General features: G+C 63.3%; 16 protein-coding genes, 2 tRNA genes and 1 pseudogene. 11 read left to right on the top strand and 8 right to left on the bottom strand.

Annotation, left to right across the window (positions count from 1 at the left end; translation table 11 throughout):
* On the bottom strand, window positions 1–186 hold a 186-nt coding region (locus EN984_RS08875), incomplete at its 3' end, for a helix-turn-helix transcriptional regulator (protein WP_164765413.1).
* 74 nt (window positions 187–260) lie between these two features.
* On the opposite strand from EN984_RS08875, the gene EN984_RS08870 reads away from it, so the two are divergent.
* Window positions 261–929, top strand: coding sequence for an XRE family transcriptional regulator (locus EN984_RS08870; protein ID WP_164748671.1), 669 nt, complete (start codon window positions 261–263; stop codon window positions 927–929).
* A 99-nt stretch (window positions 930–1,028) separates the two neighbouring features.
* Here the strand turns inward: EN984_RS08870 and EN984_RS08865 are convergent, their stop codons facing one another.
* Window positions 1,029–1,541 carry a zinc ribbon domain-containing protein gene (locus tag EN984_RS08865; protein WP_127383703.1) on the bottom strand — a complete coding sequence of 171 codons (513 nt, stop codon included), beginning with the start codon at window positions 1,539–1,541 and terminating at the stop codon, window positions 1,029–1,031.
* 44 nt (window positions 1,542–1,585) lie between these two features.
* On the opposite strand from EN984_RS08865, the gene EN984_RS08860 reads away from it, so the two are divergent.
* The 9 genes from EN984_RS08860 to EN984_RS08825 are packed head-to-tail and all read left to right on the top strand — an operon-like array spanning window position 1,586 to window position 6,161.
* Window positions 1,586–1,819: a hypothetical protein gene (locus EN984_RS08860; protein WP_127267948.1), complete on the top strand. Its 234-nt coding sequence runs from the start codon at window positions 1,586–1,588 to the stop codon at window positions 1,817–1,819.
* A gap of 5 nt (window positions 1,820–1,824) precedes the next feature.
* The gene (locus tag EN984_RS08855) at window positions 1,825–2,061 is read left to right on the top strand and encodes a hypothetical protein (protein ID WP_127267949.1); all 237 of its coding nucleotides are present in this window, start codon (window positions 1,825–1,827) and stop codon (window positions 2,059–2,061) included.
* On the top strand, window positions 2,061–2,198 hold the full coding sequence (locus EN984_RS37620; protein ID WP_164748670.1) for a hypothetical protein: 138 nt from the start codon (window positions 2,061–2,063) through the stop codon (window positions 2,196–2,198). The genes EN984_RS08855 and EN984_RS37620 overlap by 1 nt, the downstream gene beginning before the upstream one ends.
* Before the next feature lie 19 nt (window positions 2,199–2,217).
* Window positions 2,218–2,739 (top strand): hypothetical protein, encoded by a 522-nt coding sequence (locus EN984_RS08850; protein ID WP_127267950.1) that lies wholly within the window; start codon window positions 2,218–2,220, stop codon window positions 2,737–2,739.
* Between the two features lies 1 nt (window position 2,740).
* The gene (locus tag EN984_RS08845) at window positions 2,741–3,871 is read left to right on the top strand and encodes a phage Gp37/Gp68 family protein (RefSeq protein WP_127267951.1); all 1,131 of its coding nucleotides are present in this window, start codon (window positions 2,741–2,743) and stop codon (window positions 3,869–3,871) included.
* The gene (locus EN984_RS08840) at window positions 3,868–4,239 is read left to right on the top strand and encodes a DUF4031 domain-containing protein (protein WP_127267952.1); all 372 of its coding nucleotides are present in this window, start codon (window positions 3,868–3,870) and stop codon (window positions 4,237–4,239) included. The genes EN984_RS08845 and EN984_RS08840 overlap by 4 nt, the downstream gene beginning before the upstream one ends.
* Entirely contained in the window at window positions 4,236–4,694 is a 459-nt protein-coding gene (locus EN984_RS08835; protein WP_127267953.1) for an ASCH domain-containing protein, read from the top strand. The genes EN984_RS08840 and EN984_RS08835 overlap by 4 nt, the downstream gene beginning before the upstream one ends.
* On the top strand, window positions 4,691–4,981 hold the full coding sequence (locus tag EN984_RS08830) for a hypothetical protein (protein WP_127267954.1): 291 nt from the start codon (window positions 4,691–4,693) through the stop codon (window positions 4,979–4,981). Before EN984_RS08835 ends, EN984_RS08830 begins: the two co-directional genes overlap by 4 nt.
* Window positions 4,974–6,161, top strand: a complete 1,188-nt coding sequence (locus tag EN984_RS08825) for a hypothetical protein (protein ID WP_127267955.1) — start codon at window positions 4,974–4,976, stop codon at window positions 6,159–6,161. Before EN984_RS08830 ends, EN984_RS08825 begins: the two co-directional genes overlap by 8 nt.
* A gap of 45 nt (window positions 6,162–6,206) precedes the next feature.
* Here EN984_RS08825 and EN984_RS08820 read toward each other — a convergent pair.
* Window positions 6,207–6,283, bottom strand: a tRNA-Asp gene (locus EN984_RS08820).
* A gap of 216 nt (window positions 6,284–6,499) precedes the next feature.
* On the opposite strand from EN984_RS08820, the gene EN984_RS08815 reads away from it, so the two are divergent.
* Window positions 6,500–6,575 (top strand) — tRNA-Val (locus tag EN984_RS08815).
* 63 nt (window positions 6,576–6,638) lie between these two features.
* On the opposite strand, the gene EN984_RS08810 is transcribed toward EN984_RS08815, so the two are convergent.
* From EN984_RS08810 to EN984_RS08790, 5 genes and pseudogenes are all read right to left on the bottom strand, one after another.
* On the bottom strand, window positions 6,639–7,409 hold the full coding sequence (locus EN984_RS08810; protein ID WP_127267956.1) for an SDR family NAD(P)-dependent oxidoreductase: 771 nt from the start codon (window positions 7,407–7,409) through the stop codon (window positions 6,639–6,641).
* A gap of 13 nt (window positions 7,410–7,422) precedes the next feature.
* Complete coding sequence (locus EN984_RS08805) at window positions 7,423–8,418, bottom strand: ABC transporter permease (protein ID WP_013532177.1); 996 nt, start codon at window positions 8,416–8,418, stop codon at window positions 7,423–7,425.
* A gap of 147 nt (window positions 8,419–8,565) precedes the next feature.
* A complete protein-coding gene (locus tag EN984_RS08800; protein WP_127270911.1) occupies window positions 8,566–9,606 on the bottom strand; it encodes a sugar ABC transporter substrate-binding protein in 1,041 nt (346 codons plus the stop codon).
* 39 nt (window positions 9,607–9,645) lie between these two features.
* On the bottom strand, window positions 9,646–10,410 hold the full coding sequence (locus tag EN984_RS08795) for an ATP-binding cassette domain-containing protein (protein ID WP_127268132.1): 765 nt from the start codon (window positions 10,408–10,410) through the stop codon (window positions 9,646–9,648).
* A pseudogene (locus EN984_RS08790) lies at window positions 10,407–10,758 on the bottom strand (ROK family protein); the annotation flags it as partial. The gene EN984_RS08795 and the pseudogene EN984_RS08790, both read right to left, overlap by 4 nt.

The raw sequence follows: 10,758 nt of genomic DNA, 5'->3' as shown, positions 1-10,758 counted from the left end.
TGCCGGGTTGGCGATCAACCGCTCGAGCAAACGCTTCACAGGGCGGCTCGGCTCGGAACCTGTCTCGATCCGGGAGACGGTGGCCTGGTCTACGCCGAGTTCATCCGCCAGCTGCTGCTGCGTCCACTTGCGACTGGCGCGCAGGGCCTTGACGGACTCTCCAGTGATCGGTGCGGCGATGTTCATGGCGCGCAGTTATGCGCAACGCATACTCACCTGTCAATGCCCTGCGCATAATGAAATTCCTCAGAGTGCATATCATGGCTGAAGAAATCCACGACAGACTGAAGGCTTCCCGACTCGCTGCCGGCTTCCGAAGCGTGCGCGAGGCGGCAACCTCGCTAGGCATCCCCTATCAGACCTATGCGTCGCACGAAAATGGCAATCGGGCGTTCGACAACCAGGCCGCAGCGCAATATGCGCGTCGGTTCAAGGTCTCGATCGACTGGCTTCTGACCGGCCGTGGCGAAGCGCCAGAGGCGATGCCGTCGCTGGTGCCGCTGATGGGCTACGTCGGCGCCGGCGCTGAGGTTGAGCCGGATTTCGAACAGGTCCCGGAAGAGGGCATGGAACAGATAGAGGTTCCTTTCCCCCTGCCAGCCGACATGATCGCGTTGCAAGTGCGGGGTGATTCGATGCTTCCGCAGTTTCGCAACGGCGTGATCATCATTGTCTATAGGGAACAGCGCAGGTCGACCGAAAGCTTCTTTGGTGAGGAAGCAGCCGTGCGCACGACTGACGGCCGCCGCTTCATCAAGACGATCCTGCGCGGCACCACCGGCGTCAACCTGATCTCGTGGAACGCACCCGCCATCGAGAATGTGCATCTTGCATGGGTCGGCGAAATTTTCACCTATTTCCCGGCGACGGCTATCCGGCGCATCGAAAAGCAGGGCGGCATCCAGGGGCAACTCAGATTGAGAGCTTAAGCCGAATTATGCTCTGTGTATAATTTCCTTTGACTTGATATTATGCAATGTGCATAGTCACCTCCACTCGCAATCCCGCGATGGAGGCATGGCGTGTCGCTATCTCATCCAGTTGCCGTCAACGACAGAGCCGAGGTCTTCCTCGAGGCTGCCTTTGACCATGGCCACGCCGGTGCCGTCGGCCGCGGCGACCTGGCAATAGGCCGCCATTGCGATTCCGACGTGTATCTTGGTACCGACCAGCGTCCATCGCGCCGTGACCACTTCGACAAACGCACCGTTGATTGCCCCGATACTGCTATGCCGGATATCTCGAATGATGCCGGCGTCCCTGGCCTGATCCAGAACCTGTTGGCCGTTCCAGCCCTTGCAAATGTCGGCGCCCGCGACCTTCGGCGCTTCCGCCTGGTTCCCGCCCTTGTGCAGGCCAACCCACACCAGCACGGCGAGAGCCGGAATAATGAACCATTTCGAGAGCGCCTTCTTTGCCGGCGCATCCGGAGGTCCGCGCGTCGCGTTGCCGGCGAAGTCATGCCGGCAGAACCGGCAGATGCGCGCGTCGCGCTGAACTGTTTCCGCGCACTCCGGGCAAGTCTTGGTGTCGCCCTCCATAGTTCCCCCCCACAGCATTTTCCCCAACGAGAAAGGATAGTCCTATGATCACCTTCCAGCAACCGCCCATCGGCTCGCTGTCCACTTCCCCCGCAGTCTTCACCCAAGGCATCGTCGAGCTGATGGCCGATAAGATGCTGGAAATGGGCATGAACGGCACGGCGGTCACCGCCGACAGCCTGGCCGAACATTCCAGCTTCACCCGCGCCCAGATCGAGGAACACGGCCACGAAGCGGCGGACCTCGCCAAGTCGCGCGCCGTCCACAGGCTGGACTGACGGCCATGCAAACCGTCGCCGAACGTCTGATCGCGGTGGCCGGCCAGTCCGCCGAGATGGAAGCGTGGATTTCCCGCCAGCTTATGGCCGGCCAGAAACCATCGCAGATCCTGGCCGAACTGGGGCAGGGCGGTTTCGACCGCGCCTGCGCCACCCTGGCCAACGTGCACACACGCCTCGCGCTGGCATCGGCCTTCACCTTCGCGCTGGCTTTCGTCAGCGTCGCCGTGGGGCTGCGCTGATGAAGCCCCGCGTGCGCTGCCCGAACTTTCCCGAATGCCGCTGCGGCGACGACTGCACCGACCGCAGCGACACCCGCATGCTGCGCCTGCTGTTCGGCCTCTTCATCACCGGCACCGCGCCATCGGCGCAGGGCTGATTTACGTGGGAATGCGCTCATGAACCAGTCCGTCACGCAGCCTTGGGTGCAAGGCATCAGCTTCATGCAGCAGACCGTGCTGCTCACCGCTATTCGCGGCCCTGACGGCATAGGCAAGTATCATCCGTGCAAGTTCATGCTGCGCTGGTTTCGCCGATGCGTCCTGCTCTCGGCGATGGACGGCCGGGCGCTGACCGACCCTGCCGAACGCAACGGCGGCTCGTTCACCGGCCCCAGCTACGAGGCAACGGTCAGGCCGGTATACAAGGAATGGTATGGGCCGATGGACAAGATCGTCGGTGACTATCTGCGCTCACTCGACGAGTTGCCGCACCATTTCCAGATGCACTTCCTGCATGCGGTTCAGATTGTCGGCTTCAAGCATCCCGACGAGGTAATCCGCAGCTGGTGGGCGCAGGTCTATCTGCGGCTGGTCAACGACCTGCATCTGCACCCGGAGAGCGAAGCCGAAATGGATCGCCGCCTCGGCGACAATCGAGCCCAATGGCTCGAACGCAACGACGCTGCGACGGTGGATTGAGATGGCTGACAAATCCGCCATCGAATGGACCGACGCGACGTGGAATCCTGTCGTCGGCTGCACCATCGTCTCGCCCGGCTGTACGCGTTGCTACGCCATGGGCATGGCCGCCCGTATCGAGGCGATGACGAAGGCGCTGCAGGCCAAGGGCCAGACCGGCGCGCCGCATTACAACGGCACGACGCGCAAGGTGAACGGCAACACCATCTGGACCGGCAAGCTGGCCATGGCGCCCAACCACATCGTCTTGGAGCCGCTGGCCTGGCGCGCCCCGCGCCGCATCTTCGTCAACTCCATGGGCGATCTCTTCCACGAGAACGTTCCCGACGACTGGATCGACAAGGTGTTCGCCGTCATGGCGCTGGCGCCGCATCACACCTTCCAGGTGCTGACCAAGCGCGCGAGGCGGATGCGGTCATACATAAGAAGTCTTCCAAACCGCGATGATATCGTCGGCAAAGCTGCGGCTCATCTATGGGGCGGCACGGATCCTGACGGGGTTTTCGATGCTGCAATGCATGCGGTGCGTATGCCGCTGCCGAACGTCTGGCTTGGCGTCTCCGCCGAGCGCCAGCAGGAAGCCGACGAGCGCATCCCGGATCTGCTGGCGACGCCGGCAGCAATCCGCTTCGTCTCCGCCGAGCCGTTGCTTGGGCCAATCGACTTTACGCGCATGCGCCCTCCGGTCGACAAGCAGGTGTATGGCTTCCCTAACCTCGACGCGCTGCGCGGGAGTTGGTTTGTCGATGGCCATAGGCCAGACGAAGAGATGCCAGACACCGGCGTCCGCCTCCACTGGATCATAGTCGGCGGCGAGAGCGGTCATAAGAGCCGCGCAATGCACCCGGCCTGGGCGCGGTCAATCCGCGAGCAGTGCGCAGCGGCCGGCGTGCCGTTTTTCTTCAAGCAGTGGGGAGAGTGGCGCCCATCGACGCCAGAGCTTGCTTACGGGAACCCGCGATCGGGGTGGCGCTGTCTAGCCGCGCACCCGCATCTGCCGCGTCCGCACGAACTCTATCCCGAGGCTGGCGCCGAATTCGTCGAACACGTCGGCAAGAAAGCCGCCGGCCGGTTGCTCGACGGCGTCGAGCACAACGCCATGCCCGAACTGCGGGAGGTACTGGCGCTATGAGCGTTTACGTCGACAACGCCAAACATCCATTCGGTCGTCTTCTCATGTGCCACATGTGGGCAGACACGCGCGCAGAACTGTTCGCCATGGCGGACCGCATCGGCGTCCAGCGCAAGTGGTTCCAGCGCCCGGCCGGGCTTGGCGTCGCCGGCATGGATGCAACGTGGGAGCATTTCGACATCGCTCAATCGAAGCGTGCTCTGGCCGTCGCAGCCGGCGCGATCGAGACAGATAAATATGGCCCGGTCGAGCACACCGCCCGGCTGAAAGGCGACCAGGTGAAGCTCGAGCAGATAGCGGAGCTTCGCGCCAAGGGCTTCGGTGCCGGCGCAAGGCCCGCTGATCCAAAGCAGGGAGCGCTGCTATGATCGAGCTTCCCGACCTCGCCATTTCCGTCCGCCAGCCATGGCCATGGGCGATGATGCACTGTGGCAAGGATATCGAAAACCGCGACTGGCCGACGAAGATCAGGGGCCGTGTCTGTCTGCATGCCGCCAAGGGCATGACGCGCGACGAGTACGAAGACTGCCTCGCCACAATCCATGAGATTAGTCTGACGCACCCTTTCAAGCCGGGCTTGATGCTGCCGGCATTCGAGGAACTGCCGCGGGGCGGCATCGTCGGAACGGTCGACATAGTCGATTGCGTCGCTGAAAGCGCCAGCCCGTGGTTCTTCGGTCGCTATGGATTTGTTCTGCGCAACGTCGAGCTGCTTGACGAGTTCATCCCCGTCAAAGGCGCCCTCGGCTTTTTCAGATGGCGTGACAACCTCAATGCCGTGCCGGTGTTAAAGGCAGCGCCAAGACAGGGGAGCCTGCTATGACACAGACTCATGCTCCACAACCGTCATCCGTCCGCTTCCCAGTGCAGCCGCGCCTGGTGCCGGCGATCAAGGCGGCGCGCTATCTGCACCTGACGCTGCCGGAATTCATGGAATTGCTGCCGGCGCTGCAGCATCAGGGTTTTCCACGGGCTTGCCCGATCACCGGCAATTACGACCTGGTGGCGATCGACGCATGGCAGGACAAGCGCTCTGGCCTTGCCGGATCAGGATCCGGCGCGCAGTCTAGCGCCGAAATCGCAAGAGCGAGGCTGGCGACCCTTGGCTAAGATCAAGCTGAAGCACTACGTCATCCGCAAGGGCAAGTACGGCTACTGGCTTCCGACGCCGAAGATGGTCGAGGCGGGCTTCGAATGCATCTCCTGCGGCACGGATGGGCCGGATGCATGGGCGATTGCCAGGCAATGGGAAGACCGCTGGCAGGAATTCCGCAAGGGCAGGGAGCCGCCGCGCCTGCATGTCTGGCCGAAGGATTCGATCGGCGACGCCTTTACCCGCTATCGTAAGATGGATGCCTGGAAGCGCAAGCCGCCGCGCACGCGTGAAGACTGGGAACGTGGCTGGACGTTCATCGAGCCGTACTTCGCCGACCTGCCGCCGGCCGACATCACGCTCGAGCTGCTCGACGACTGGTATGGCCGCCTGCTGCGCGTCAGGGGCGTCGACATCGCCTATCGCGCCATGAAGACGTGGCGGTCGCTCTACAACGTCATGGCCGGAATGAAGCTGTGCCCGCCCAAGGCCGACCCCTCGCAGGCGATCCGCCGCCAGACGCCGCCGCCGCGTCACCAGACGTGGACGGAAGGCGAAGTGGTGCGCATGGTCAAGGGCGCCTGGCGCGCCGGCTACCGCGGCCTCGCCTGCATCATCGCCGTCGCGTGGGACACCAGCTTCTCGCCGGTCGACGTGCGCACGCTGACCCCGGCGCAGGCGATGCAGACGGCGCAGGAATGGGGTTTTCTCATCGCGCGCACCAAGAGCGGCGAGGCGGCTTTCGGCACGCTGTCGCCGCGCACCCAGCGCCTGGTGCTGGCCTACATCGAATCGCTCGGCGTCACGCTGCTCGACGATGCGCCGATCTTCCGCTCGCGCGGCTTTGAACCGGGACCGAAGGGCGGCCGGCCGCGCGCCGGCGTGCCCTACACCAAGGACTCGCTCGTCGACGATTTCGCCGACCTGCGCAAACTGGTGTTCGGGGCTGGGGAAAAGCGCCGGCTCATGGACATGCGGCGTTCGGGCGCGGTCGAGGCCAACGCCGGCGGCGCATCGGTCGAGGCGATCTCGGCCAAGATGGGTAATTCGATCGATGAGAACAAGGCGCTGCAGAAGACCTATATGCCGGTCAACCTGGCAGCCGTCCGTTCCGCCGATGCCAGCCGCCGCGAAGGCAGGAAACTGCTTGGTCAGGAACGGAATGAATACAAAAAGTTGAAACTCTCCGGAAAATGAGAGTTGAAACTTTTCAAGGGGCGGTAGCTAACCCCTTGAAATAAATGGCGCGAGTGACGGGGCTCGAACCCGCGACCTCCGGCGTGACAGGCCGGCACTCTAACCAACTGAGCTACACCCGCGCATGGCGAACACGTGTCAGCCGTGTTCGTCGTTGGGGCGCTGGATAAGGGGTTCGCCACCGGGTGTCAAGCGTGACAGGACAGCATAACAGCAAACAGGAGAAGGTTTTTTGACAGCCGGCGTTTTGTTGGCAAAACCGGCATCCAACCAGGGCATCCTGCGCTCATTTGGCCTTGCGAAGCGGACCCTGACCGCTTAAAGGTCCGGCCCGGAGCGGGCGATTAGCTCAGTTGGTAGAGCGCTTCGTTTACACCGAAGATGTCGGCGGTTCGAGCCCGTCATCGCCCACCATTCCATTAGTCCATTCAAACTGTTGCCAAGACACGGAACCGAGTCGTTCGGTAGATGCTGCAATCACGGCGGCAACAGTCGAAAATCATTGCCCTCCGGCAGCAACTGCCCGCCATCGACGACGATGGTCGTGCCGGTGATGTAGCTGGCATCGTCGGAGGCGAGGAACAGGAAGGCGTTGGCGACGTCGCGCGGGCTGCCGAGGCGGCCGAGCGGAATGGAGTCCTCCATGTTCTTGATGTAAGCCGCGCCGCGATGCAGCTCGATGGCTTCGGTCAGGATGTTGCCGGGCTCGACACCGTTGACGGTGATGCCGTAGCCGGAGAATTCGAGCGCGGCGGCACGGATGAAGCCGTTGATGCCGGCCTTGCTGGCCGAATAGTGGCCGTGGCCGGGGCTGGTGACATGCGGGCCGGTGATGGAGGAGGTGTAGAGCATGCGGCCAAAGCCTTGCGCCTTCATCGGCACCAGGGCCGCGCGGCTGGCATTGAAGGTGCCGCGCAGATTGACCGCCATGACGCGGTCCCAGTCGTCGGCGCTGGTATTCTCGATCAGTTGCCAGGGATAGATGCCGGCATTCTGCACGATGATGTCGAGGCGGCCATGCTGCTTCAGCGCCAGCGCCACGGCGGCCTCGGCGTCGCTCATTTGCGAGATGTCGGTGCGGATGAAGGGGACGCCCAACTCGTCAGCGGTGGCTTGCCCGGCATCGGCCTCGGTGTCGGCGAGCACCAGCCTTGCGCCTTCCTCGGCAAAGCGTAGCGCGATGCCCTTGCCGATGCCGCGGGCGCTGCCGATGATCAGCGCTACCTTGCCTTGTAACCGATTGGTCATGCGAGCCGTCCTGTCATGCGAGTCTTTGGCGAATGGTTTGCTTGAAGGCGTCGAGCAGCACGGCCGCCAGCACCAGCAGGCCGTGGATCACCTGGGTAAAATTGGCCGGCAGGCCCATCAAATTGATCGCCGTGTTGATGGCCGAGAGCAGCAGCACGCCGGCATAGACGCCGGGCAGGGTGCCGACGCCGCCTTTGAGGCTGACGCCGCCGATGACGACCGCGGCGAAGGCGTTGAACAGCAGGCCGACGCCGAGATTGGCGGTGGCGCCCGACGTGCGGATCGCCAGCAGCCAGCCGGCAAGGCCGGCAATCGCGCCGGCAAGCACGAAGGCGATGATGAGATTGCGGTTCACCCGGATGCCGGCGCGGAAGGTCGCCGTCTCGTTGCCGCCGATCATCACCAGATGCCGGCCGAACGGCGTCTTGGCCATGATCAGCGAAAAGACCACGAAACAGCCAACCGCGATCCAGGCGGTAAGTGGCAGGCCGACAAGGCGCTGGATGCCGAACCAGCGGATGGCCGGTGCAAGATCCTGCGCCGAGCGGCCGCCCGACACGACCAGCACGAGGCCGCGCACCCAGATGTAGGACGCCAGCGTGATGATGAAGGCGCTCATCTTCACCTTGACCACCAGATAGCCGTTGAAGGCGCCGATGAGACCGCCGACGGCCAGCGCCAGCAGCAGCGAAACCGGAACCATCAGCCATTCGGGATGCAGTTGCACGCCCATGCCGATGCCCGACGAGCAGAACAGGATGCCGACCGCCATGGCGCTAAGCGCTGCGACGGATTCGACCGACAGATCCATGTGGCCGGCGATGATCACCAGCGCCAGGCCGATCGACATGACGCCGAGCACGCTGGAAGCCTCGATGATGTTGGCGAAGATGCCGAGCTGAAAGTAGTTCGGGACGAAGATGGAGAAGACCACCAGCACGAACAGCAGCATGAACCAGACGAGGTTGTCGAGTACGAACTCCAGGGCTTTGCGTGTGCGCGGGTTCATGGGCTGATCCGGTTGGCGCATGCCCCGCGAAATCAATTCGATTTCGTCGGGTTCGGGCGCGGATTCAAATTCGCCACGGCGTCTTTTGGACGCGGCGTCATGAAAGGGCAGGCTCCGGGCCGTAACGGCCCGGAGCGCTTTCAATGACTATTCGACCGATTTGACGGTGTCCGTCGGCGGCTTCTGGTTGCCCCAGAAGGCCGGGTTGTCGACGTTTTGCTTGGTGATGGCGTCACCCGGGATCTTGATGCTCGGACCCCAGGCTTCCTTGGTCACGGTCGATTTCAAGCCGAGCACGTCGTATTCACCGGGCTTGATTTCTTGCTTCTTGACGATCTTGTCCATGAACATCGCGACAGCCGCGGCCTGCGCGTAGAGCGGCTGCTCGATTTCGGCGTTGAGCCAGCCCTTGCGGATCAGGTCGAGGCCGACCGGAGCGCCGTTCGAGCTCATCAGCATGACGTCGCCCGGCTTCTTGCCGGCCGCCTCGAGCGAGGCGACGGCGGCGACCGACAGGTGCGCGGCATGGCTGAAGATCAGGTCGATGTCGGGGTTCGCCAGCATCTGGTCGGCAACGATTGTGCCGGCATTGCTGGCTTCCCATTGCATGGCCGGAAGCGAGATGATCTTGACGTCCGGCAACGCCTTCATCTTCTCCTCGAAGCCCTTCTGGATGTCGAGCGTATAGGGGTCGCCGGGGTCGCCGAGGACCTGCAGCACCTTGCCCTTCACCGAACCGTGCTTTGCCTTCAGCAGCTTCTCGGCCTGGTCCGCGGCTACGTAGCCGATCTCGACCGTTCCGGCGACAGAGGTGAAGTCGGATGGCGTCGAGGTGATCTGGCGGTCGAACTCGACCACCGGGATGCCGGCGGCCCGGGCCGCCTCGATCGACGGTTTCAGGGCATTGAAGTCGACTGCCGCCAGGATGATGGCCGCCGGCTTCAGCGCGATGACATCGTTCATCTGCGATTGCTGGGCGTCGGTCTTGTTGTCGGCGTTCAGCGTCTTCATCTCGTAGCCGGTCTGCTTCAGGAACAGTTCCAGCGCGCTCACCGAGCCGGTCTGGAACTCGTCCAGCAGCGTCGGCACCATATAGTAGATGATACCCTTGGACTGGGCGAATGCCGGCGTGAGCGTGGCAAAGGCCAGTGCAAGGATACCGAAGACAGCAAGAAGTATTCGCTTCATGTCGTTCGCTCCTCTTAAGCCGGACCCCTCTTTTGTCCCTCAGCCTGTCGGTCCGGCACCGGCAAGCGTCTCACCGGTGATCATGTTGATCACCGCATCGGGACTTGTTTTATTGCGTGCGACATCGCCGGCCACGACGCCCTGGCGGATCACCACGATCCGGTCGGCGACCTGAAAAGCCTGCTGCATGATATGGGTGATGATGACGACGCCGATGCCCTGGTTCGCCACTTGGCGGATCATGTCGAGGCCGCGCCGTGTCTGTTCGACGCCGAGGGCGGCGAACGGTTCATCGAGCAGCACCAGCTTGCCGCCCCAGTGCACGAAACGGTTGAGCTCGATGGCTTGCCGTTGGCCGCCCGAGAGATGCTCGACATTGGCCCGCAGCGAGGGAATGCGGGTGCCGGCATTGGCCAGCGCCCTTCCGACGACGGCTTCCATGGCGCGCTCGTCGAGCACGGGAATGCCGAGAAACTTGCGTGTGATCTCACGGCCCATGAAGAAATTGGCGACCACGTCGACATTGGTGCACAGCGAGAGATCCTGGTAGACGGTCTCGATGCCGGCCGCCTTGGCCTCGGCTGGTGATTTGGCAAGGAATTCCTTGCCCTCGAACAGCATGCGCCCGGAGGTCGGCTCCAGTCCGCCCGATATGATCTTCACCAGTGTCGATTTGCCGGCGCCGTTGTCGCCCAGCAGCGCCACGACCTCGCCCTTGCCGATCGAGAAGCTGATCCCCTTGAGCGCTTCGATCGCGCCATAGTTCTTGGTGACGTTGTCGAGCACCAGCAGGGGTTCACTCATGCCGCAATCTCCCTGCCTTTGAGAAGGTCGCGCTCGCGTTCGCGTTCGGCCGCGAACATCTGCCCGAAGCGAGGTGACAGCACCCCGGAAACCGCAAGGGCGGCGGCGCCGCGCAGCACGGAATGCTGTCCGCCGCGCGCGACCACAACCCTGGGCGTCGTGCGGTCCTTGCGGGCCGAGACGGAGTTGTGCAGGCCTCCGGCCGAACCAGCCAGCATTTCGAGCAGGTCGGTGGACGCCAGCCCGCCGAGGATGACCGTCTCCGGGTCGAACAGGTTCTCGATGACGGCGACGGCGTTGTGAAAGATCGGTGCGACTTCGGCGACCCAATCCGCCTCGCTGCCGTTC

Origin of the sequence: Mesorhizobium sp. M7A.F.Ca.CA.004.12.1.1 (assembly GCF_003997835.1) — a bacterium.
Lineage (GTDB): Bacteria > Pseudomonadota > Alphaproteobacteria > Rhizobiales > Rhizobiaceae > Mesorhizobium.
Note: the sequence above shows the minus strand (reverse complement) of the source record. Positions and strands in the feature narration are given on the sequence as shown.